Source organism: Streptomyces sp. SKN60, assembly GCF_026236535.1.
In the GTDB taxonomy this organism is placed as follows: domain Bacteria; phylum Actinomycetota; class Actinomycetes; order Streptomycetales; family Streptomycetaceae; genus Streptomyces.
Window position 1 is genome coordinate 410,033 of record NZ_JAHTMW010000001.1, and the last position, 21,729, is coordinate 431,761.

Sequence of the window (21,729 nt, forward strand, 5' to 3'; positions counted from 1 at the left end):
ACCCTACTCGGCCGCGAGGAGCACGTCGGTGTCGAAGCAGGTGCGGGTGCCGGTGTGGCAGGCGGCGCCGACCTGGTCGACCTTCACGAGGAGGGTGTCGGCGTCGCAGTCGAGGGCGACGCCCTTGACGTACTGGACGTGCCCGGAGGTGTCGCCCTTGACCCAGTACTCCTGGCGGCTGCGGGACCAGTAGGTGGCGCGCCCGGTGGTAAGGGTACGGTGCAGCGCCTCGTCGTCCATCCAGCCGAGCATCAGCACCTCGCCGGTGTCGTGCTGCTGGGCGATGGCGGGGACGAGCCCGTCGGCGCTGCGCTTGAGGCGGGCGGCGATGGCGGGGTCGAGGTCGCTGGGGGTCCGGGGCGTGCTGGTCATGCCGCCATTGTGCCGTGACCGGGGGTGATGGCCGGGATACGTCCACTGGGCGGAACGACGGGTCCGGTCGGTGGTCCGGTCGATGGTCCGGTCGGCGGGCATCCACTGGGCGGAGCCGTGGCCCCGGCCGTACGCTGGCGCCCATGTCGACCCATGCCAAGCGTGAACGTCTTCTGCTCGCCGACCTGTTGGAGGCGGCCGGCCCCGACGCCGCGACGCTCTGCGAGGGCTGGCGGACCCGGGACCTGGCGGCGCACGTGGTGGTGCGCGAGCGCCGGCCGGACGCCGCGGCCGGCACGCTCGTCCCGCTGCTCAAGGACCGGCTGGAGCGGGTGCAGGCGGAGTTCGCCGAGAAGCCGTACGAGGAGCTGATCCAGCTCATCCGTACGGGTCCGCCGCGGATGTCGCCGTTCACGATCAAGCAGGTGGACGAGGGCGCGAACGTCGTGGAGTTCTACGTGCACGCCGAGGACGTGCGCCGGGCGCAGCCCGACTGGTCGCCGCGCGAGCTCGACCCGGTGTTCGCGGACGCGCTGTGGTCGCGCCTGGAGAAGTCGGCCCGGCTGCTCGGCCGGAAGGCGCCGGTGGGTCTGGTCCTCCGCCGGCCGAACGGGCAGACGGTGGTGGCGCACCGCGGCACCCCGGTGGTGACGGTGTCCGGGGAGCCGGGCGAGCTGACCATGTACCTGTTCGGGCGGCAGGACGCGGCGAAGGTGGAGCTGGACGGCGAGCAGGCGGCGGTGGAGCGGCTGCACGAGACGAAGCAGCTGGGGATCTAGGGCGTGTGTCGAAAGTAGCTCCCCCTGGCTTCGCCGGGAGGTACCCCCAATCCGCCCGCAGGGCGGGCCGGGAGGCGTCCGGTGCGTGCCATCGCAAGGCGGAGGGTGAAAGCACCTCCGGGCCGCCAGGCCCAGGGGGAGAGAGCGCAGCGTGCTGCGCCGACGACTGACAACGCAGCGAGCGTGCGTGCAGGGCGCCTCCCGGCAGACGGGACTTTCGACACACGCCCTAGCCCTCCAGAGAGCTAGCCCTCGGGCAGCTCGGCGCGACGCAGGGCGGGCACCAGCAGGGCGTACCCGCCACTCAGGGCGCAGACCCCGGCGCTGACGGCGAAGACCGGGCCGGGGCCCCAGAGCCCGATCGCGGCGCCGGTGAGCGGGAAGCTCAGCGGGGCGAGACCGAGCGAGCAGAGGCCGGACACGGCGGAGACCCGGCCGAGGTACGCGGGGTCGCACTCGGTCTGGACGAGGGCGTTGCACAGCGCCCCGGAGAGTCCCGCGAGCAGGCCGATGGCCAGGGCGACGCCGACGGCTACGGGCAGCAGGGGTACGGAGGCGAGGGCGCCGATCGCGACCGCGCCGAGCACCATGGTGAAGCCGCTGACGGCGCCGGCGCGCGGGACACGCCCGCACACGGTCAGGAGCAGCGAGGCGGCGCCCGCGCCCGTACCGAAGCCGAAGAGCACCCAGCCGATGCCGGAGGCGCCCCAGCCGCGCTGTTCGGCGAGGAGCGCGAGGCCGACGTTGAGCGGGCCGACGAAGCCGAGGTCGCTGAGGAGTACGACGATCATCATGGGTCCGAGGACGCGGTGGCCGCGCAGGTAGCGGAGCCCGTCGGCGAGGTCGCGCAGGGCGGTGCCGCCGCCCTCGCCGTTCCCCTCTTCGGGGAGGGACCGCAGCTTCAGGGTGCAGAGCAGCGGCAGGGAGAGCGCGAAGAGCACGCCGGCGACGGCGAAGGCGGTCTCCGAGCCGCCGAGGGCGACGGCGAGGCCGCCGAGCGGCGCGCCGAGGACGGCGCCCGCGCGGTAGCCGATGCCGCGCATGCCCTGGACCCGGGCGAGCTGGTCGCGGTCGGCGATCCGGGGCGGCAGGGCGCCGACGGCGGGCAGGAAGAGCGCGTCGACGGTGCCGAAGACGAGGGCGATCGCGGCGAGCGCCCACAGACCGGGCGCGGCGACGAAGAGGATCGCCGCGAGGAGCAGGGTGGACAGGCAGCGGACGGCGTCGGACGCGATGACGACCCGGCGCGGGCCGAGCCGGTCGGCGACCACTCCCCCGACCAGCATGAGCAGCGCGCGCGGAACGGCGGAGACGGTCATGACGAGCCCGGCCTGGGCGGGCGTGCCGCTGCTGACGGCGGCCCAGGAGAGGGCCAGGTAGTAGACGCTGTCGCCGAGTGTGGAGGCGGTGTACGCGCCGAGCCAGCGCAGCACCTGGGGGTTGCGGTGGGCCGGGCGCGAGGGGGCGATGAGGGTGGCGGTCGTCATCGGGCTCAGTCCCGGTAGGGGAAGCCGTGGAGGTGGACGGCGACGTTCTCGCGGCCCTCGGTGTCGCCGGCGGCCTCGGCGGCGCGGGCGGCCTGGTCGTACTTCCGCAGGACGGCGTCCAGCTCCTTTCCCAGCGCGGCGAGTTCGGCGGCGGTGAGCCGGGGCAGCCACTCGGAGCTGATGGCTGCGGAGCGCCACTCCGCGGACCAGGTGTCCTTCTCGCTGAGGTACCGGGCGTACATCTCGGCGCGCTGCTCGGTGACGGTACGGCCGAAGGCGGCGCCGGCGGCGGCGAGTTCGGGGGCGTCCTTCAGGTCCTCCTCGTGGATGCTGAAGCCGTACGAACTGGGCTGCCACCAGCGCTCGCGGCCGTCGGAGGACTGGGCCTCGGCCTCCTCGACGAGGCCGCCGTCGGCGAGCTTGCGCAGGTGGTAGCTGACGAGCGAGACGGCCTCGTCGACCTGCTCGGCGAGCTGGGGCGCGGCGGTGCGGGCCACCGCTTCCCCTCCACCTCTCGGCCCGTCAGGGCCGCCCTCCCGGCCCTGACGGGCCAGGAACTCACGGCGGTGGGGGTGGGACCCGTCCCGGGTCCCACCCCCACCGCCGTACAACGGGCCGAGGCCCGCCCTTGGTCAGCGAACCTCGTGGCCCGCTTCCCTCAGCGTCTGCTTGACCTCCGAGATCCGCAGGTCCCCGAAGTGGAACACCGACGCGGCCAGCACCGCGTCCGCGCCCGCGTCGATCGCCGGCGGGAAGTGGGACAGCTTGCCCGCACCGCCGGAGGCGATCACCGGCACCGTGACGTGCTTGCGCACGGCGGCGATCATCTCGGTGTCGTAGCCGTCCTTGGTGCCGTCGGCGTCCATCGAGTTGAGCAGGATCTCCCCCGCGCCGAGCTCGGCGGCCCGGTGCGCCCACTCGACGGCGTCGATGCCGGTCCCCTTGCGGCCGCCGTGCGTCGTCACCTCGAAGGAGCCGGTGGGGGTACGGCGGGCGTCGACCGACAGGACGAGGACCTGGCGGCCGAAGCGCTCGGCGATCTCCTGGATCAGCTCGGGGCGGGCGATGGCGGCGGTGTTGACGCCCACCTTGTCGGCCCCGGCGCGCAGCAGCTTGTCGACGTCCTCCGCCGAGCGCACGCCGCCGCCCACGGTGAGCGGGATGAAGACCTGCTCGGCGGTGCGGCGCACCACGTCGTAGGTGGTCTCGCGGTTGCCGGAGGAGGCGGTGATGTCGAGGAAGGTCAGCTCGTCGGCGCCCTCGGCGTCGTACAGCTTGGCCATCTCGACGGGGTCGCCCGCGTCCCGCAGGTTCTGGAAGTTGACGCCCTTGACCACCCGGCCGTTGTCCACGTCCAGGCAGGGGATCACACGTACGGCGAGGCTCATGCCGCATCACTCCTGTAGGCCTCGACCTCGACCTCGACGACCAGGCGCGGGTCGACGAAGCCGGAGACGATGATCATCGACGCGGCGGGGCGGACGGTGTCGAACAGCTCCTTGTGGGCGCGGCCGACCTCCTCCACGTCCCGGGCGTGGGTGATGTACATCCGGGTGCGCACCACGTGCTCGGCGCCCAGGCCCAGCTGCTTCAGGGCCGCGAAGGCCACGTTGAAGGAGTTGACGGTCTGCTCGTACGGGCCGCCGTCGGCGATGGCGCCGTCGACGACCGAGGTGCAGCCGGCCACCAGGACGGTGCCGTTGGGCAGCTCGACCGCGCGCGAGTAACCGAACTGCTCCTCCCAGGGAGCGCCGGTCACGACCTTCCTCACCGCGTCGCTCATACGGCGGCCACCGCCCGCAGCGCCTCTTCGAGGGTGAACGCCTTGGCGTAGAGCGCCTTGCCGACGATCGCGCCCTCGACGCCCAGCGGGACGAGGCCGGCCAGGGCCCGCAGGTCGTCCAGGGAGGAGACGCCACCGGAGGCGACGACGGGCTTGTCGGTGGCGGCGCAGACGTTCTTCAGGAGCTCCAGGTTGGGGCCCTGCAGGGTGCCGTCCTTGGCGATGTCGGTGACGACGTAGCGGGCGCAGCCCTCGGCGTCGAGGCGGGCGAGCGTCTCGTAGAGGTCGCCGCCGTCGCGGGTCCAGCCGCGGCCCTTGAGGGTGGTGCCGCGCACGTCGAGGCCGACGGCGATCTTGTCGCCGTGCTCGGCGATGACCTTGGCGACCCACTCGGGGGTCTCCAGGGCCGCGGTGCCGAGGTTGACCCGGGTGCAGCCGGTGGCGAGGGCCGCGGCGAGCGAGGCGTCGTCGCGGATGCCGCCGGAGAGCTCGACCTTGATGTCCATCGCCTCGGTCACCTGGCGGACCAGGTCCCGGTTGTCGCCGGTACCGAAGGCGGCGTCCAGGTCGACCAGGTGGAGCCACTCGGCGCCGGAGCGCTGCCAGGCGAGGGCGGCCTCCAGCGGGGAGCCGTAGGAGGTCTCGGTGCCGGACTCGCCGTGGACGAGGCGGACCGCCTGGCCGTCGCGGACGTCGACGGCGGGGAGGAGTTCGAGCACGCTTGCGGACGACACGGTCACAGGGTTCCGATCCAGTTGGTGAGGAGCTGGGCGCCGGCGTCGCCGGACTTCTCGGGGTGGAACTGGGTGGCCCACAGTGCCCCGTTCTCGACGGCGGCGACGAACGGCTCGCCGTGGGTGGCCCAGGTGACCTTGGGAGCGCGCATGGTGGGGTTGCCGACCTCCAGGGTCCAGTCGCGCACCGCGTAGGAGTGCACGAAGTAGAACCGGGCGTCGGTGTCCAGGCCGGCGAACAGCTCGGTGCCGGCCGGCGCGTCCACGGTGTTCCAGCCCATGTGGGGCACGACGGGGGCGTTCAGCGGCTCGACCGTGCCGGGCCACTCGTCGAGGCCCTCGGTCTCGACGCCGTGCTCGATGCCGCGGGCGAAGAGGATCTGCATGCCGACGCAGATGCCCATGACGGGGCGTCCGCCGGCGAGCCGGCGGCCGACGATCCAGTCGCCGCGGGCCTCCTTGAGGCCCTGCATGCAGGCGGAGAAGGCGCCGACGCCGGGGACGAGGAGTCCGTCGGCGTTCATCGCCTTCTCGTAGTCGCGGGTGATCTCGACGTCGGCGCCGACCCGGGCGAGCGCGCGCTCGGCGGAGCGCACGTTGCCGAAGCCGTAGTCGAAGACGACGACCTTCTTCTGAGCCTTCTGCTGAGTCTTCGAAGGAGTCGTCATGCCCACGTGTCCAGTCGCAGGATGCCGGCCGCGAGGCACATCGCGGAGCCGAGGGCGAGCACGGTGACCAGGCTCTTCGACTGCTTCTGCTTGACGAAGGAGTAGACGCCGCCGAGCAGGAAGAGACCGACGACGATCAGGATGGTGGAGAGGCCGTTCACGGTTACAGAGCGCCCTTCGTGGAGGGGAGGATGCCGGCGGCGCGCGGGTCGCGCTCGGAGGCGTAGCGCAGGGCCCGGGCGAGGGCCTTGAACTGGCACTCGACGATGTGGTGCGCATTGCGCCCGTACGGCACGTGCACGTGCAGCGCGATCTGGGCCTGGGCGACGAAGGACTCCAGGATGTGCCGGGTCATCGTGGTGTCGTAGGAGCCGATCATCGGCGCCATGTTCTCCGGCTCGGTGTGCACCAGGTAGGGGCGGCCGGAGAGGTCGACGGTGACCTGGGCGAGGGACTCGTCGAGCGGGACGGTGCAGTTGCCGAAGCGGTAGATGCCGACCTTGTCGCCGAGGGCCTGCTTGAAGGCGGCGCCGAGGGCGAGGGCGGTGTCCTCGATGGTGTGGTGCGAGTCGATGTGGAGGTCGCCGTCGGTCTTCACGGTCAGGTCGAACAGACCGTGCCGGCCGAGCTGGTCGAGCATGTGGTCGTAGAAGCCGACCCCGGTCGACACATCGACCTTTCCGGTGCCGTCGAGGTCGATCTCGACGACGACGGAGGTCTCCTTGGTGGTGCGCTCAACGCGGCCTACGCGGCTCATGCGTCCTGCTCCTTCTTCAACTCACGAACCGCGTCGAGGAACGCGTCGTTCTCTTCGGGGGTGCCGGCGGTGACCCGCAGCCAGCCCGGTACGCCGTTGTCCCGGACCAGGACGCCCCGGTCGAGGATCTTCCGCCAGGCCTCGTGGGAGCCGGCGGCTCCGTCGAAGTGCCCGAACTGGACGAAGTTGGCGTCGGACTCGGTGACCTCGTAACCGATGGCGCGCAGCTCGGCGACCAGGCGGTCGCGCTCGGTCTTGAGCTGTTCGACGTACCCGAGGAGGGTGTCGGTGTGCTCCAGGGCCGCGAGGGCGGTGGCCTGGGTGACGGCCGAGAGGTGGTACGGCAGTCTCACCAGCTGGACGGCGTCGACCACGGCGAGGTGGGCGGCGAGATAGCCCAGGCGCAGTCCGGCGGCGCCGAAGGCCTTGGACATGGTCCGGGAGATCACCAGGTTCGGGCGGCCCTCGATGAGGGGCAGCAGCGAGGCCCGGTGGCTGAACTCCACGTACGCCTCGTCCACGACCACCAGGGCTCCGGCGCCGGGCCTGGCGGCCTGGGCGGCGTCGTGGAGGGCGAGGACGGTCTCGGCCTCGACGGCCGTGCCGGTGGGGTTGTTGGGCGAGGTGATGAAGACGACGTCCGGCGCGTTCTCGGCGATGGCGCTGACGGCCGCCGCCACGTCGATCGTGAAATCCTCGTTGCGCGGGCCCGAGATCCAGCCGGTGCCGGTGCCGCGGGCGATCAGGGCGTGCATCGAGTACGAGGGCTCGAAGCCGATGGCGGTACGGCCGGGGCCGCCGAAGGTCTGGAGCAGCTGCTGGAGCACCTCGTTGGAGCCGTTGGCGGCCCACACGTTGGCGAGGGCGACCTCGTGCCCGCCGGTACGGGTGAGGTAGCGGGCCAGCTCGGTGCGCAGCTCGACGGCGTCGCGGTCGGGGTAGCGGTTGAGGCCGCGGGCGGCCTCGGCGACCCGCTCCGCGATCCGGGCCACCAGGGGCTCGGGCAGCGGGTAGGGGTTCTCGTTGGTGTTCAGCTGGACGGGGACGTCGAGCTGGGGCGCGCCGTAGGGCGACTTGCCCTTCAGCTCGTCGCGGATGGGGAGGTCGTCGATCCCGACCTTGTCGTACGAGGTCACTTGCTTTCCGGCACCTTCCAGCCGAACCGGGCCTTGATCGCGGCGCCGTGCGCGGGCAGGTCCTCCGCCTCGGCGAGGGTGACCACGTGGTGGGCGACCTCGGCTAGGGCGTCGCGGCTGTAGTCCACGATGTGGACGCCGCGGAGGAAGGACTGCACGGACAGGCCGGAGGAGTGGCAGGCGCAGCCGCCGGTGGGCAGCACGTGGTTGGAGCCGGCGCAGTAGTCGCCGAGGGAGACCGGCGCCCAGGGGCCGACGAAGATCGCGCCCGCGTTGCGGACCCTGTCGGCGACGGCGGAGGCGTCGGCGGTCTGGATCTCCAGGTGCTCGGCGCCGTACGCGTCGACGACCTTGAGGCCGTCCTCCAGGCCGCTGACCAGGACGATCGCGGACTGCCGGCCGGCCAGGGCGGGCACGATCCGGTCGTCGACGTGCTTGGAGGCGGCGACCTGGGTCTTCAGCTCGGCCTCGGTGGCCTCGGCGAGCTCCGCGGAGTCGGTGACGAGGACGGAGGCGGCCATCGGGTCGTGCTCGGCCTGGCTGATCAGGTCGGCGGCGACGTGCACCGGGTCGGCCGTGGAGTCCGCGAGGATCGCGATCTCGGTGGGGCCGGCCTCGGCGTCGATGCCGATGCGGCCCTTGAGGAGGCGCTTGGCGGCGGCCACGTAGATGTTGCCGGGGCCGGTGACCAGGTTGACGGGGGCGCAGCCGGGCTCGTCGGCGGTGCCCTCCGTGCCGTACGCGAACATGGCGATCGCCTGGGCGCCGCCGGCCGCGTAGACCTCGTCGACGCCGAGCAGGGCGCAGGCGGCGAGGATCGTGGGGTGCGGCAGGCCGCCGAACTCCTTCTGCGGCGGCGAGGAGACGGCGACGCCCTCGACGCCGGCCTCCTGCGCCGGGACGACGTTCATCACGACGGAGGACGGGTAGACGGAGCGGCCGCCCGGCACGTAGAGGCCGACGCGCTCGACCGGGATCCACTTCTCGGTGACCGTGCCGCCGGGCACGACCTGGGTGGTGTGGGTGGTGCGGCGCTGCTCGCGGTGGACCATGCGGGCGCGCCGGATGGACTCCTCCAGGGCCGCGCGGACGGCCGGGTCGAGCTCGTCGAGGGCGCGGGCGATGGCCTCGGCGGGCACGCGGAGGCCCGGGACGCGGACGCCGTCGAATTTCTCCCCGTAGTCGATCACCGCTGCGGCGCCATGATGCCGGACGTCCTCGCAGATCGGCCGCACCTTCTCCAGGGCGGCTTCCACGTCGAACTCGGCACGGGGCAGCAGGTCGCGCAGGGCGGAACCCTCGGGGAGGGTCTCACCGCGCAGATCGATTCGAGAGATCACGGGTCAATTCTCTCAGACGGCCCACAGGGCCGGTCTTCCGTATCACTGGCTGATACGAACCCCTCTGCCGTCTGATACGCACCACTGGCGTCTTGTCGCCACTCCTGACCGTTAGCGTTCAGTCCGTCACTCAGCGGGAAGAACGGCTGTACGAATCCGGGAAAGCGGAATCGTGGGAAGCGAGGGGGCGGCAGTGACCGAGCCGCGCGAGGACGACGGGATGCCGGAGGGCCTGACCCGGCCCGAGCGGGTCATGTGGAGGGCGTTCCGGGTGGGCGCGATGTGCGATCTGAGGGAGGGGGTCGCCGGGCGGGACGATCCGTTCGCGGCGCGGACGGTGTGGGGCGCGCAGCGCAGTGTGCGGGCGGAGGTCGTGCAGTTGCTGCTGCTCGACGGGCCGCCGGCGGTGTCCGGGCGGGTCGCGGCGCTGAAGCTGCGCGGGGCGCGGATCACCGGGGTGCTCAATCTGGCCGGCGGCACGATAGGGCCGTACGTGGAGCTGACCGGCTGCCGGTTCGACGGCGAGGTGGTGCTGCCGGAGGCGCACGTCGGGACGCTGCGGATGGTGGAGTGCGCGATACCCCGTCTGGAGGCGGCGCGGCTGCACACGGCGGGCGATCTGCATCTGCCGCGCTGCCGGGTGGAGCGGGGCATCCGGCTGACGGACGCCCAGATCGGCACGGATCTGCTGATCAACCAGATCCGGGTGTGGCCGGACCGGCGCGGCCGGGCGATCACGGCGGACGGCATGGTGGTGGCCCAGGACCTCCAGGCCGAGCTGATCGAGACGCACGGGGAGGTGAGTCTGCGCGGCGCGAAGGTCGGCGTGTCGCTGAGCCTGCGGGGCAGCGTGCTGCGCGGGGCGCAGCAGCGCCGCGCGCTGAACGCGCCGCAGCTGACGGTGGAGCGCACGCTCTATATGAACGCGGCGTGGGTCTACGACTCGTCCGGCAACGCGACGGCGACCCCGCCCTACGGGGTGACGCCGGCTCAGGGCGCCCGGCGCAAACCGCTCGAATGCCACGGCGGGGTGCGGCTCGACGACGGGCGCTTCGGCGACTCGCTCGATCTGCACTACGCCCGTTTCGTGCTCGACGGCTCGCGCCGCGAGGAGCTGTCGCTGCGCCGGATCGTCACTCCGGAGCTGCGGTTCAACGGGGAGCGGCCCGAGGAGGGCCGGGTGGTGCTCAACGGGGCGAAGGTGGTGACGCTGATCGATCTGTCCAGCAGCTGGCCGGGCCCGGGCGGGCTCGCGATGGGCGGTTTCGTCTACGAGAACCTGGTGCCGTACGGGCACTTCCCGCTGGCCCGGCGCCTGGAGTGGGTCGCGGCGGCCACCCCGGAGTACGCGCCGGAGCCGTACGAGCGCCTGGCGACCGTGCTGCGCAACAGCGGGGAGGACGCGGACGCGCGCGAGGTGCTGCTCGCCAAGCAGCGGCGGCGCCGGGAGACGCTGCCGGTGGCCGGGAAGCTGTGGGGCTGGGTGCAGGACCTGACCGTGGCCTACGGATACCGGCCGGGGCGGGCGGCGCTGTGGATGGCGGTGCTGTGGGCGGCGGGCGCCTTCGTGTTCTCCCACCACGAGCCCGTACCGCTGAAGCCGGGCGAGGCGCCGCACTGGAACGCCTCGCTGTACGCCCTGGATCTGCTGCTTCCGGTGATCGACCTGGGGCAGGTGGGGTACTGGCGCCTGGAGGGCTTCTGGCAGTGGGCGTCGACCGCGCTGATCCTGCTCGGCTGGGTCCTCGCGACGACGGTCGCGGCGGGGGCCTCCCGGCTGCTGCGCCGGGGCTGAGGCGGGACCGAGGTGGGACTGAGGCGCGGCCGCGGCGGCGCGGCGCGGGGCCGGGGCAGCCGGTCGGACGGCGCGGAAGGGGGGTTGCGGGAGGGGTCGCGCAGGCACCCTTCCACCCCTTTCTTTACGCTGTCTTGACCCACGCCCATACAACCTTCCCGCCGCTACCAAAGCTTCACAGTCCGCTACTGGCGCGTCTCTCACCTGCGGTTTTCAATGTTTCGCACGATGTCACTGCTCCGCGCCCTGATCGGCACCTCCCGTCTGGTCCGGCACACCCCGCGGCTCCAAGCCGCGCTCCCGCCGGACGACGACGTGCTGCTCGACCCGCCGGACGGACGCCTGGCGCCGGCCCTCGTGGCCGCCGCCCTCGACGACCCGGAACCGGCCGCCAAACTGCTCGCCACCACCCGCGACGCCGCCGAGTGGGAGGACCGGGACCGCTACACGACCCGGCTGAGCACCTTCGCGTACCGCAGGGACGGCTGGCTGGAGCACTGGCTCGCGGTCGCGCCGCACGACCCCGACGCCCTGCTCGTGAAGGCCCAGCTGGCGGTCCGCCGGGCCTGGGAGTCGCCGGCCAGGGCCGAACGGCTGCGCGAGCTCGGCCCGCTGATCGAGGCGGCGGCGGAGGCCGCGCCGAACGACCCGGTGCCGTGGCGGCTCGCCCTGGACCACGCCCGCGGCACCCACGCCTCCCACACCGTCTTCGAGACGCTGTGGGAGCAGGCGGTGCGCCGCGCCCCGCACCACTACGGCAGCCATGTCGCCGCGCTGAAGTACCTGTCGGCGCAGTGGTACGGCTCGCACCGCGAGTGCTTCGACTTCGCCGAGCAGGCCGCCGAGGACGCGCTGCCCGGCTCGCTGGTGCAGGCGCTGCCGGTGCGGGCGGCCTTCGCGCAGCTGATCGCCGGGCCCGGCCCCGGGCACCTGGTGCACGGCGACCGGATCGACGCGGCGGCCGACCGGGCCCTCGCGCTGTCCGCCGAGTACCCGGCGGGCGACCTGTGGCCGGGCGAGGTGCGCAATCTGCTCGTGCACGTCCTGGCGGCGCGCGGCCGCTGGACCGAGGCGCTGGCCGAGTTCGGCCGGATCGGGCCGCACGCCAGCACCTTCCCCTGGTCGCTGGTGGCCGATGACCCGCTGCGCGGCTTCCTGGAGGCACGCTCCCGCACCGTCCGCGAGGTGGCCCGGCGCACCCCGCTGCGGGCCGCTCCGCCGGAGCCGTACGGGACCGGGCCGGGCGATGCGGACCGGGGCGGCCGGAGCGGTCCCGGCGGCCATTACGCTTGACCGCTGTGACCACCGCCCGCCTGCCCCTCTTCCCGCTGAACACGGTGCTGTTCCCGGGTCTCGTGCTGCCGCTGAACGTCTTCGAGGAGCGCTACCGCGCCCTGATGCGCGAGCTGCTCACCACGGACGAGTCCGAACCGCGGCGCTTCGCCGTCGTGGCGATCCGCGACGGCCGTGAGGTCGCGCCGACCGCGCCCGGCCTGCCGGACCAGACGGCGCTCCCGGAGAAGGGTCCCGCCGCCGGTTTCGGCCCGGACCCCATCCAGGCCTTCCACCGGGTCGGCTGTGTGGCCGACGCGGCGTCGATCCGGGAGCGCGCGGACGGCGGCTTCGAGGTGATGTGCACCGGCACCACCCGGGTGAAGCTGCTCTCGGTCGACGCGAGCGGGCCCTTCCTGACCGCCGAGACCGAGGAGATCCCGGAGGAGCGGGGCGAGGAGGCGGACGCGCTCGCCGAGGGCGTCCTTCGCGCCTTCCGCAGCTACCAGAAGCGGCTCGCCGGGGCCCGGGAGCGCTCGCTGACCACCAGTGAGCTGCCCGACGACCCGTCGGTCGTGTCGTATCTGGTCGCCGCGGCGGCCGTGCTCGACATCCCGGCCAAGCAGCGGCTGCTCCAGGCTCCGGACACGGCGACCCGGCTGCGCGAGGAACTGGCGCTGCTGCGCGCGGAGACGGCGGTGCTGCGCCATCTGCCCTCGCTGCCCGCGGTGGAGCTGACCCGCGCGCCGACCAGCCCCAATTAGATTCTCGCGAGGAGCCCTCCGTGGCGAAGAAGCAGAAGAAGAACAGCGGCGGGACCCCGGCGACGGTGGCGCTCGCGGCGGCCGGCACGGCGTACACGCTGCACGCCTACGACCACGACCCGGCCGCGGCCAGCTACGGCGACGAGGCCGCGGAGGCCCTCGGCGTCTCCCCCGACCGGGTGTTCAAGACGCTGGTCGCGGACGTGGACGGGGAGCTGACGGTCGCGGTGGTCCCGGTCGCCGGGCAGCTCGACCTGAAGGCCCTCGCGGCGGCCGTCGGCGGCAAGCGCGCGGCGATGGCGGACCCGGCGGCGGCCGAGCGCACCACCGGCTACGTCCGGGGCGGCATCTCGCCGCTCGGCCAGCGCAAGCGGCTGCGCACGGTCCTGGACGACTCGGCCTCGGCGCACGAGACGATCTGCATCTCGGCCGGGCGGCGCGGCCTGGAGGTCGAGCTGTCCCCGCAGGACCTGGCCGCGCTGACCGCGGCGGTGCTCGCCCCGATCGGCCGCGGCTGAGCCGTACCGCAGGAACACGAAAGGGCCCGATCCGCGCGGATCGGGCCCTTCTCGCACACCTACGCGTACCTACGAGGCGGTGGTCTTCGGGGCCGGCGGCCACGGGCCGTCCTCCGGCTCCGGGTCGCGCGGGCCGAACAGGGCGGTCAGCGCGAGGTGGACGATCATCGCGGCGATCGGCCAGGCCAGCATCGCCGCGGCCCACATGTTGAGTTCGAGCGGCGCGTCGAAGGGGACGTCCGGGCCGACCGCCTTGGCGTGCGCGACCACATTGCGCTCGGGCCCGAGCCAGACGCCGACACCCCAGCCGAGCAGCGAGCCGAGGACGCCGCCGAAGGCGAGGCCGAGGACGAGCGCGACCCCGCCGTGCCGGTGGATCAGGAAGACGAGCAGCGCGGCGAGCGCGCCGAAGCCCAGGGCGATCAGGACAAACGTTCCGTCCGTGCCGATCGCCGCCTCCCCCTCGCTGTCCTTGAGGAAGACCGCCTTGCCGTCGGAGAACAGCGTGATCCGGGGCGCGAGCCACAGCCACAGCAGCCCGAGCACGGCTCCGGCCACCACGGACACGCCGACCACCACGGCGGACTGCCGCAACTCGGTGGCCGTGCCGGGGGCGCCGTCGGGCGCGGGCAGCGCCGGCAGCGGCTCGGGCCGGTGGTGATCGTGCGGCGGCGGCTGGTGCGGCGGAGTCAGAGGTGCGGTCACCCCGCCATCGTGCCAGGTGTCCCTGTGCGCCGCCTCAGCGGACCGGCGAGTGAGCCGAAGGGGCGCACCGGGGGAACAGTCCCGAGCGCGCGGAGTCTCCTGAGGAACGAAGGAGGCGAGCACGGTCGGGGCTGTGAGCCCGGCTCAAGCGCCCCGGAGGTGAACCGAGCCGCGAAAATCAGCGCACGGCGGCCCTGCGGTAGGCCCAGGTCGCCACCGCGAGGGAGACGACGCCGACCGCGCCGCACACCGCGAGGTCCAGGGCGACCGCGGTCCAGTCCGGGTGGGGGTCGAAGGTACGGGCCAGGGCCTCCACGCCGTACGTGGAGGGGAGCAGGTCGCGGGCCCAGCCGATCGGGCCGGGCAGCCGGTCGGCGGGCAGCACGCCGAGCAGCAGCGCGGCCGACATGCCGAGCTGGCCGAGCAGGGTGGCGAGCTCCTGGCGGGGCGCGAGCAGGCCGAGGGCGGCGCCGAGCCCGGACAGCGCGGCCCCGGAGAGCGGCACCACCGCCGCCAGGATCCAGAGGTGGCCGAGCGGAAGCCCGAACAGCACCGAGCCGGTCACCGCGGTGACCACGGTGCCGGGCACGGTGAAGGAGGCGTACGCGCCGGCCGCGCCGAGCACGACGGCGGCGGGCGGCACGGGCAGCGTGGCGTAGTGGTCGAGCCCGCCGCCGGCCCGCAGCTGTCCGAAGTACTGGGCGAGCAGGTTGAGCGCCACGAAGGCCACGACGAGCACGGCGGAGCCGGCCACCACGGCCCGGGCCTCCGAGCCGCCGTCCACCACGCCGCGCATCAGGACCATGATCCCGACCGACTGGAAGGTCGCCACGAACAGCAGCGGGATCCGGGCCACCCGGGCCCGGCTGAGCTGCGCCTTGTAGACCGCGGCGAGCGCGGGCAGCAGCCGGGCGCGCGGCGCGAGCGGGGCCGCGGCGGGCTCCTCGTCGCGCGCCGGGGCGGCCGGGGCCGGGGCCGTGGCCGTCAGGGCCTCGGCGGGCAGGGTGCTCAACTCGTCCAGCTCCTGACGTTGCGTGTCCCGCTCCTGGCGTTCGACAGGCGACTCGCGTACCGGTGGCTCACGCTTCGGTGGCTCGCGCATCGCTGGCTCGCGCTTCCGTACCTCACGCCTTCACCAGCCCCCGCGTCTCGCCGCCGAGCGCCAGGTACACGTCCTCCAGGCTCGGCGTCGCCAGGGTGAAGTCGTCCAGGGCCGCGAAGGCCGCGCCGCCGGTGACGGCGGCGACAGCCGCGCGGGCCTCGTCCGGGGCGAGCCGGAGCACCCAGCGGCGCCCGGACTCCTGCGCCGAGGTGCGCAGGGCGGCGACCTCGGGGACGTCGAGGGGCGCACGCTCGCGCCAGACCAGGTCGACCCGGACCTCGCCGGCGACGCGTTCCTTGAGCCCGGCGGGGGTGTCGCAGGCGATGACCCGGCCGCGGTCGATCACGGCGACCCGGTCGAGGACGGTCTCGGCCTCGATGACGTTGTGGGTGACGAGCAGCACGGTGGTGCCGCGCTCGGCGCGCCGCCGGTCGACGGCGGCCCAGACGGCGCGGCGGGCGACCGGGTCCATACCGGTGGTGGGCTCGTCGAGGACGAGCACGGGGCGCTCGCCGACGAGGGCGGCGGCGACGCAGGCGAGCCGGCGCTGTCCGCCGGACAGCTTCTTCAGGGGGCGGCCTGCGATCTCGTCGAGGCCGAGTTCGGCGAGGACGGCGTCGCGCTCGGCGCGGGCCCCGGCGGCGCCGAGGCCGCGCAGCCGGCCGGTGGTCTCGGCGGCGAGGGCGACGGTCAGCTCGTCGAGGGCGGTGGACTCCTGGCCGAGGTAGGCGAGCAGCCGGGCGGCCCGTTCGGGGTGGCGCACCAGGTCGTGGCCGAGCATCCGGACGGTGCCGGAGTCGGGGCGCATGAGGCCGGTGAGCTGCCGGACCAGGGTGGACTTGCCGGCGCCGTTGGGGCCGAGCAGACCGAAGATCTCACCGCCGCGCACATCGAGGCTGATCCCGTCGGTGGCCCGTACCTCGGGGGTCGCGGGCGCTCCGCGTCTGCCGCGTGTGGCGGGGTACGTCTTGACCAGGTCCCGCACCACGCACACCGTACTCACGAGGGATGAGCCTACGGGGTCCCCCGGCTCTCCTCGGGCGCGGGGGCGTGTTGCGCGGCGGCGTGGACGTCGATCTCGCGCCAGAATCCCGCCCGGATCGCATAGCGGTCGTGCTCGTCGATCTGGTCGTCCTTGTGGGCGAGCAGACCGAAGCGGGCGGCATAGCGGAGGAGTTCGCCGTCGATGCGGTGCGGGATGCGCGGGTACATCGTGGCGAGCTTGGGGACGTGGCCGGACTCGGGGAGCCGGTCGAGCCAGCGGCGGGCGAACACCTGCCCGACCTCGTAGGGGTCGCCGCCGACGGTGGTGATGTCCTCCTCGCGGTCGGCCCAGCGCTGCTCGGCGCTGGTGAGCTGGGCGAGGGTGGGCAGGGAGGCGGTCTCGGCGGGCTCGCCGAGGGGGGCGGCCGGGCGGTCGATCCAGCCGCGGTCGGAGGACCAGCGCAGGGTGGCGGAGGCCGGCGGCGGGGGCGGCAGGCTGGGGCCGCGGAGCGCGGCGAGGTCCTTGGGGGTGGGGACGGCGCGGGCGGCGGGCTGCGGGACGCCGCCGTTGACGGGTTCGCCTTCGCCGGGCGCCGGCCCGCGGTCCGGGGCGTCGGCGGGGGCGACGGGTGCGGCGGCGGCGTGGTGCGCGGCCGCGGCGGCCCGTTCGGCGGAGGCGGCGAGCCCGGACTCGGGCAGCGGCGCGGCGAGGATCGCGGCGATCTCGGGGCGCGGCGCGGGCGGCGGGGCGCAGAGTCCGCTGAGGTCCTTGGCGCGGACAGCGCGGGTGATCCAGGCGCGGTCGAGGACGCGCCGTTCGTCGGCCTCGGCGACCAGGTCCTCGGACTGGTTGTAGTCGCCATCGGCGGCCTGGACGGCCCAGAGGTGGACGGCGACGCCGTGTTCCTTGGCGGACATGAGGCCGGGCAGCAGGTCGCCGTCGCCGGTGACGAGCACGATGTCGGAGCAGGCGCGGTTGCGGGAGAGCTCGGTGAGCTCGGTGTGCATGGCCGCGTCGACGCCCTTCTGGGCCCAGCGGCCGTCGCTGCGGGTCAGGGCGCCGAGCCGGACGGTGACCCGGGGCATCACGCGCAGTCGGCGGTGCTCGGGCTGGGGCACCCGGTCGGGCGCGCCGTCGAACCAGTAGATCCGCAGCAGCGGCAGCTGGGTCTCGGCCTCGGCGCGGTCGCGCAGCTGCTGGATGAGCGCGGCGTGGTCGACGGTGATCCGGGAGCGGGCCGGTTCACCGGCGAGGAGGCTGGCGGCGGCGCCCAGCAGATAGCCGGCGTCGACCAGGACGACGCATCGGTCCACGTGTTCCACCCTCTTTCGCCGAACCTGCCGGAAACCTCGGGATCGGAAGCGCTCCGGGTTTCTTCGAGTCTGCCCGACCAGGGTGGACTTGACGTCCGGAACTGGATCATCGGCGTGGCGGATATCACTCCCGACCGCTCCCGACCGTCACTCACTGTCGGTAATGATCCAAAATGCGGGCTTTCCTCCCCCGTGTGAGGCTGACAGCGGCCCTGGCCCCCAGACCCCCTTGAGGAGGCATCATCACCATGGCCAAGAATCGCAAGCAGGATCGCAGTCAGCAGCAGCGCGGCTCCCAGGCAGAGCGCGGCCAGCAGCAGGCCGAGCGCTCGTCGATGGAGGCGCAGACGGAGCAGCGGATGAGCCAGGTCACCCCGGGTGACATGGCCCGCAAGGGCCGGCAGAAGCGTTTCGGCCACAACTGAGGCCACTGACGAGCCGTAGGCAGTACGGCGAAGGGGCGCGCCCGTGACGACGGGCGCGCCCCTTGGCGTGTGCGGGCGGCGTACGAGTGGCGTACGAGGAAGGTCAGCCGGCCAGGCAGGACGGGCCGAGCAGCACCTTCAGGTCGCCGAAGAGCGCCGGGTCGGGCTGGACCCGGTGCCGGTCGAGCCGGAGCACCGTGGTCGAGCGGGGGCCCTGGAGCTTGATCCGGACCTCGGTGTTGCCCTTGTGGTGCCCGAGGATCTCGCCGAGCCGGCTGATCATCGGCGGGGTCACCTTGACCGTCGGGATGGTGAGGATCACCGGGGCGTTGCTGCCCGCGTTCGACAGGTCGGGGACCATCAGCTCCATGGCGACCAGACGCGGCACGTCCTCGCGCTTGTCGAGCCGGCCCTTGACGAAGACGACCGCGTCCTCGACGAGCTGGGTGGAGACCAGCTGGTAGGTGGCCGGGAAGAACATGCACTCGATGGAGCCGGCCAGGTCCTCGACGGTGGCGATGGCCCAGGCGTTGCCCTGCTTGGTCATCTTCCGCTGGAGGCCGGAGATGATGCCGCCGATGGTGACGACCGCGCCGTCCGCGTGCTCGCCGCCGGTGAGCTGCGAGATGCCCGCGTCGGTCTTGTCGGACAGCACGTGCTCCAGACCGAAGAGCGGGTGGTCGGAGACGTAGAGGCCGAGCATCTCGCGCTCTTGCGCGAGCAGATAGGCCTTCTCCCACTCGACGTCGGAGAACTCGACGTCCAGGCCGAAGCCGGGCTCGCTGCTGTCCTCCTCGCCCATGCCGCCGAAGAGGTCGAACTGGCCCTCGGCCTCCTTGCGCTTGACCGCCACCACGGTGTCGATCATGGGTTCGTGCTGGGCGACCAGTCCCTTGCGGGTGTGGCCCATGGTGTCGAAGGCGCCGGCCTTGATCAGCGACTCGATGGTGCGCTTGTTGCAGACCACGGCCTCGACCTTGTCGAGGAAGTCGGGGAAGGAGCTGTACTTCCCCTTGCTCTTGCGGGTCTTGATGATCGACTCGACGACGTTGGCGCCGACGTTGCGGACGGCGGTGAGGCCGAAGAGGATCACGTCGTCGCCCTGGGCGGCGAAGTTCGCCTCGGACTCGTTGACGTTCGGCGGGAGCACCTTGATGCCCATGCGACGGCACTCGTTCAGATAGACGGCGGACTTGTCCTTGTCGTCCTTGACCGAGGTGAGCAGTCCCGCCATGTACTCGGCGGGGTAGTTCGCCTTGAGGTAGGCGGTCCAGTAGGAGACCAGGCCGTACGCGGCGGAGTGCGCCTTGTTGAAGGCGTAGCCGGCGAAGGGGACCAGGACGTCCCACAGGGCCTGGATGGCCTCGTCGCTGTAGCCGTTCTTCTGGGCGCCGGCCTGGAAGATGGTGAAGTTCTTCGCCAGCTCGTCGGGCTTCTTCTTGCCCATGACGCGCCGGAGGATGTCGGCCTCGCCGAGCGAGTAGCCGGCGATGATCTGGGCGGCCTTCTGCACCTGCTCCTGGTAGACGATCAGACCGTAGGTGACCGCCAGGACCTCCTGGAGGGGCTCCTCCAGCTCCTTGTGGATCGGGGTGATCTCCTGCTGCCCGTTCTTGCGCAGCGCGTAGTTCGTGTGCGAGTTCATGCCCATCGGGCCCGGGCGGTAGAGCGCGGACACGGCGGAGATGTCTTCGAAGTTGTCGGGCTTCATCAGGCGCAGCAGGGAGCGCATGGGGCCGCCGTCGAACTGGAAGACGCCGAGGGTGTCGCCGCGCTGGAGCAGTTCGAAGGTCTTCGGGTCGTCCAGCGGCAGGGCGAGGAGGTCGAGGTCGATGCCCTTGTTGGCCTTCACCATCTTGACGGCGTCGTCCATGATGGTCAGGTTGCGCAGGCCGAGGAAGTCCATCTTCAGCAGGCCGAGCGACTCGCACTGCGGGTAGTCCCACTGCGTGATGGTGACGCCGTCGGTGTGCCGCACCCAGATCGGGGCGTGGTCGACGATCGGCTCGCTGGACATGATGACGCCGGCGGCGTGCACGCCCATCTGCCGGACCAGGCCCTCGACGCCCTTGGCGGTGTCGATGACCTTCTTGACGTCCGGCTCGTTCTCGTACATCCCCCGGATCTCGCCGGCCTCGCTGTAGCGCGGGTGGCTGGGGTTGGTGATGCCGTCGAGGTCGATGCCCTTGCCGAGGACGTCGGCGGGCATGGCCTTGGTGAGCCGGTCGCCCATCGCGTAGGGGTAGCCGAGGACGCGGGCGGAGTCCTTGATCGCGTTCTTGGCCTTGATCTTGCCGTAGGTGCCGATCATGGCGACCTTGTCGGCGCCGTACTTCTCGGTCACGTACCGGATCACCTCGACGCGCCGGCGCTCGTCGAAGTCGATGTCGACATCGGGCATCGAGATGCGCTCGGGGTTGAGGAAGCGCTCGAAGATCAGACCGTGCGGGATCGGGTCGAGGTCGGTGATGCCCATGGCGTACGCGACGATCGAGCCGGCCGCGGAGCCTCGGCCCGGGCCCACGGCGATGCCCTGGCTCTTGGCCCACATGATGAAGTCGGCGACGACGAGGAAGTAGCCCGGGAAGCCCATCGAGATGATGGTGTCCATCTCGTACTCGACCTGCTTCATGCGGTCCTCGGGGATGCCGCCGGGGAAGCGCCGCTCCATGCCCCGCATGGTCTCCGCGCGGAACCAGGTGACCTCGGTGTAGCCCTCGGGGATGTCGAACTTCGGCATGAGGTTCTTGGCCTCGAACATGCCGTCCGTGTTGACCTGCTCCGCGACGAGGAGGGTGTTGCGGCAGCCCTCCTGCCAGGCGTCGGAGGAGTCGACGGCGTACATCTCGTCCGTGGACTTCAGGTAGTAGCCGGTGCCGTCGAACTTGAAGCGGTCCGGGTCCGAGAGGTTCTTGCCGGTCTGGATGCACAGCAGGGCGTCGTGGGCGGTGGCCTCGTGCGCGTAGGTGTAGTGCGAGTCGTTGGTGACCAGCGGCGGGATGCCGAGCTTCTTGCCGATCTCCAGGAGTCCGTCGCGGACCCGGCGCTCGATCTCGATGCCGTGGTCCATCAGCTCCAGGAAGTAGCGGTCCTTGCCGAAGATGTCCTGGTACTCGGAGGCGGACTTCAGGGCCTCGTCGAACTGGCCGAGCCGCAGCCGGGTCTGCAGCTCGCCGGAGGGGCAGCCGGTGGAGGCGATCAGGCCCTCCGACCACTGGGAGATGGTCTCCTTGTCCATCCGGGGCCACTTCTGGAGCCAGCCCTCGGCGTACGCGTCGGAGGACAGCTTGAAGAGGTTGTGCAGGCCCGTCGCGTTGGCCGCCCAGATGGTCTTGTGGGTGTAACCGCCGGAACCGGAGACGTCGTCCCGCTTCTGGTGCGGCTGGCCCCACTGGATCTTCCGCTTGTTGCGGCGGGACTCGGGCGCCACGTACGCCTCGATGCCGATGATCGGCGTCACGCCCGCCTTCTTGGCGCTGTGGAAGAAGTCGTACGCGCCATGGAGGTTTCCGTGGTCGGACATGGCGATATGGGTCATGCCCATCTCGTTGCACGCGTTGAACATGTCCTTCAGCCGCGCGGCACCGTCCAGCAGGGAGTACTGGGTGTGGACGTGGAGGTGCGTGAAGGGCGGCTTGGTCACGGGGGATGCCTCCTGTGCTGCGATCTTCTGGGGAGCGACCCCCAGACCCCCCGATGAACATCCGGGGGTCAGCGACGAAGTCTACGTCGCCCGACTGACAGCGGCCGGGCACTCGGGGGTACGGTCGCGCGTTGGGAGACAGGGAACACCC

22 protein-coding genes are annotated in these 21,729 nt (G+C 72.4%); 6 read left to right on the forward strand and 16 right to left on the reverse strand.

What is annotated here, in order from left to right:
- Positions 1–3: 3 nt before the first annotated feature.
- Positions 4–372 carry a phosphoribosyl-AMP cyclohydrolase gene (gene hisI / locus KV205_RS01935; protein ID WP_265861598.1) on the reverse strand — a complete coding sequence of 123 codons (369 nt, stop codon included), beginning with the start codon at positions 370–372 and terminating at the stop codon, positions 4–6.
- A gap of 143 nt (positions 373–515) precedes the next feature.
- Here hisI and KV205_RS01940 point away from each other — a divergent pair, with 143 nt between their 5' ends.
- Positions 516–1,151 (forward strand): TIGR03085 family metal-binding protein, encoded by a 636-nt coding sequence (locus tag KV205_RS01940; protein WP_265861599.1) that lies wholly within the window; start codon positions 516–518, stop codon positions 1,149–1,151.
- A 245-nt stretch (positions 1,152–1,396) separates the two neighbouring features.
- On the opposite strand, the gene KV205_RS01945 is transcribed toward KV205_RS01940, so the two are convergent.
- The 10 genes from KV205_RS01945 to hisD form a co-directional block, all read right to left on the reverse strand.
- On the reverse strand, positions 1,397–2,638 hold the full coding sequence (locus KV205_RS01945; RefSeq protein WP_265861600.1) for an MFS transporter: 1,242 nt from the start codon (positions 2,636–2,638) through the stop codon (positions 1,397–1,399).
- Between the two features lie 5 nt (positions 2,639–2,643).
- Positions 2,644–3,135, reverse strand: a complete 492-nt coding sequence (locus KV205_RS01950; RefSeq protein WP_265861601.1) for a winged helix-turn-helix domain-containing protein — start codon at positions 3,133–3,135, stop codon at positions 2,644–2,646.
- A gap of 135 nt (positions 3,136–3,270) precedes the next feature.
- Positions 3,271–4,026 carry an imidazole glycerol phosphate synthase subunit HisF gene (gene hisF / locus KV205_RS01955; protein ID WP_265861602.1) on the reverse strand — a complete coding sequence of 252 codons (756 nt, stop codon included), beginning with the start codon at positions 4,024–4,026 and terminating at the stop codon, positions 3,271–3,273.
- Positions 4,023–4,421, reverse strand: a complete 399-nt coding sequence (locus KV205_RS01960) for a RidA family protein (RefSeq protein WP_265861603.1) — start codon at positions 4,419–4,421, stop codon at positions 4,023–4,025. Before KV205_RS01960 ends, hisF begins: the two co-directional genes overlap by 4 nt.
- Positions 4,418–5,155 carry a bifunctional 1-(5-phosphoribosyl)-5-((5-phosphoribosylamino)methylideneamino)imidazole-4-carboxamide isomerase/phosphoribosylanthranilate isomerase PriA gene (priA, locus tag KV205_RS01965; protein WP_265861604.1) on the reverse strand — a complete coding sequence of 246 codons (738 nt, stop codon included), beginning with the start codon at positions 5,153–5,155 and terminating at the stop codon, positions 4,418–4,420. The genes KV205_RS01960 and priA overlap by 4 nt, the downstream gene beginning before the upstream one ends.
- A 2-nt stretch (positions 5,156–5,157) precedes the next feature.
- Complete coding sequence (hisH, locus tag KV205_RS01970) at positions 5,158–5,823, reverse strand: imidazole glycerol phosphate synthase subunit HisH (RefSeq protein ID WP_265861605.1); 666 nt, start codon at positions 5,821–5,823, stop codon at positions 5,158–5,160.
- Positions 5,820–5,984 (reverse strand): hypothetical protein, encoded by a 165-nt coding sequence (locus KV205_RS01975; RefSeq protein WP_265861607.1) that lies wholly within the window; start codon positions 5,982–5,984, stop codon positions 5,820–5,822. Before KV205_RS01975 ends, hisH begins: the two co-directional genes overlap by 4 nt.
- A gap of 2 nt (positions 5,985–5,986) precedes the next feature.
- Positions 5,987–6,580 (reverse strand): imidazoleglycerol-phosphate dehydratase HisB, encoded by a 594-nt coding sequence (gene hisB, locus KV205_RS01980; protein WP_030492957.1) that lies wholly within the window; start codon positions 6,578–6,580, stop codon positions 5,987–5,989.
- A complete protein-coding gene (locus KV205_RS01985; RefSeq protein WP_265861608.1) occupies positions 6,577–7,716 on the reverse strand; it encodes a histidinol-phosphate transaminase in 1,140 nt (379 codons plus the stop codon). The genes hisB and KV205_RS01985 overlap by 4 nt, the downstream gene beginning before the upstream one ends.
- Complete coding sequence (hisD, locus tag KV205_RS01990) at positions 7,713–9,056, reverse strand: histidinol dehydrogenase (protein WP_265861609.1); 1,344 nt, start codon at positions 9,054–9,056, stop codon at positions 7,713–7,715. Before hisD ends, KV205_RS01985 begins: the two co-directional genes overlap by 4 nt.
- 193 nt (positions 9,057–9,249) lie before the next feature.
- Here hisD and KV205_RS01995 point away from each other — a divergent pair, with 193 nt between their 5' ends.
- The 4 genes from KV205_RS01995 (at position 9,250) to ybaK (ending at position 13,405) form a co-directional block, all read left to right on the forward strand.
- Positions 9,250–10,851: an oxidoreductase gene (locus tag KV205_RS01995; protein WP_265861610.1), complete on the forward strand. Its 1,602-nt coding sequence runs from the start codon at positions 9,250–9,252 to the stop codon at positions 10,849–10,851.
- A gap of 216 nt (positions 10,852–11,067) precedes the next feature.
- Positions 11,068–12,144 carry a hypothetical protein gene (locus KV205_RS02000; protein ID WP_265861612.1) on the forward strand — a complete coding sequence of 359 codons (1,077 nt, stop codon included), beginning with the start codon at positions 11,068–11,070 and terminating at the stop codon, positions 12,142–12,144.
- A gap of 5 nt (positions 12,145–12,149) precedes the next feature.
- A complete protein-coding gene (locus KV205_RS02005; protein ID WP_265861613.1) occupies positions 12,150–12,887 on the forward strand; it encodes an LON peptidase substrate-binding domain-containing protein in 738 nt (245 codons plus the stop codon).
- A gap of 20 nt (positions 12,888–12,907) precedes the next feature.
- Positions 12,908–13,405 (forward strand): Cys-tRNA(Pro) deacylase, encoded by a 498-nt coding sequence (gene ybaK, locus KV205_RS02010; RefSeq protein ID WP_265861614.1) that lies wholly within the window; start codon positions 12,908–12,910, stop codon positions 13,403–13,405.
- Between the two features lie 69 nt (positions 13,406–13,474).
- Here ybaK and KV205_RS02015 read toward each other — a convergent pair whose 3' ends face one another.
- The 4 genes from KV205_RS02015 to KV205_RS02030 form a co-directional block, all read right to left on the reverse strand.
- Entirely contained in the window at positions 13,475–14,110 is a 636-nt protein-coding gene (locus tag KV205_RS02015; RefSeq protein ID WP_265861615.1) for a DUF2567 domain-containing protein, read from the reverse strand.
- Between the two features lie 178 nt (positions 14,111–14,288).
- Positions 14,289–15,122 (reverse strand): ABC transporter permease, encoded by an 834-nt coding sequence (locus tag KV205_RS02020; protein ID WP_374214597.1) that lies wholly within the window; start codon positions 15,120–15,122, stop codon positions 14,289–14,291.
- A 112-nt stretch (positions 15,123–15,234) separates the two neighbouring features.
- A complete protein-coding gene (locus tag KV205_RS02025; protein ID WP_265861904.1) occupies positions 15,235–16,206 on the reverse strand; it encodes an ABC transporter ATP-binding protein in 972 nt (323 codons plus the stop codon).
- A 20-nt stretch (positions 16,207–16,226) separates the two neighbouring features.
- Entirely contained in the window at positions 16,227–17,519 is a 1,293-nt protein-coding gene (locus KV205_RS02030) for an NYN domain-containing protein (RefSeq protein ID WP_265861617.1), read from the reverse strand.
- Positions 17,520–17,758: 239 nt separating this feature from the next.
- Between KV205_RS02030 and KV205_RS02035 the strand changes: the two genes are divergently transcribed.
- On the forward strand, positions 17,759–17,935 hold the full coding sequence (locus KV205_RS02035) for a hypothetical protein (RefSeq protein ID WP_265861619.1): 177 nt from the start codon (positions 17,759–17,761) through the stop codon (positions 17,933–17,935).
- Positions 17,936–18,038: 103 nt separating this feature from the next.
- On the opposite strand, the gene dnaE is transcribed toward KV205_RS02035, so the two are convergent.
- The gene (gene dnaE, locus KV205_RS02040) at positions 18,039–21,578 is read right to left on the reverse strand and encodes a DNA polymerase III subunit alpha (protein WP_265861620.1); all 3,540 of its coding nucleotides are present in this window, start codon (positions 21,576–21,578) and stop codon (positions 18,039–18,041) included.
- Positions 21,579–21,729: the final 151 nt, after the last annotated feature.

Excerpts from the sequence above, each read along its gene's own strand:
- hisF (WP_265861602.1), bottom strand. The coding sequence starts at position 4,026 with ATGAGCCTCGCCGTACGTGTGATCCCCTGCCTGGACGTGGACAACGGC.
- KV205_RS01960 (WP_265861603.1), bottom strand. The coding sequence starts at position 4,421 with ATGAGCGACGCGGTGAGGAAGGTCGTGACCGGCGCTCCCTGGGAGGAG.
- hisB (WP_030492957.1), bottom strand. The coding sequence starts at position 6,580 with ATGAGCCGCGTAGGCCGCGTTGAGCGCACCACCAAGGAGACCTCCGTC.
- KV205_RS01945 (WP_265861600.1), bottom strand. The coding sequence starts at position 2,638 with ATGACGACCGCCACCCTCATCGCCCCCTCGCGCCCGGCCCACCGCAAC.
- KV205_RS01940 (WP_265861599.1), top strand. The coding sequence starts at position 516 with ATGTCGACCCATGCCAAGCGTGAACGTCTTCTGCTCGCCGACCTGTTG.
- hisH (WP_265861605.1), bottom strand. The coding sequence starts at position 5,823 with ATGACGACTCCTTCGAAGACTCAGCAGAAGGCTCAGAAGAAGGTCGTC.
- KV205_RS02035 (WP_265861619.1), top strand. The coding sequence starts at position 17,759 with ATGGCCAAGAATCGCAAGCAGGATCGCAGTCAGCAGCAGCGCGGCTCC.
- KV205_RS02000 (WP_265861612.1), top strand. The coding sequence starts at position 11,068 with ATGTTTCGCACGATGTCACTGCTCCGCGCCCTGATCGGCACCTCCCGT.
- hisI (WP_265861598.1), bottom strand. The coding sequence starts at position 372 with ATGACCAGCACGCCCCGGACCCCCAGCGACCTCGACCCCGCCATCGCC.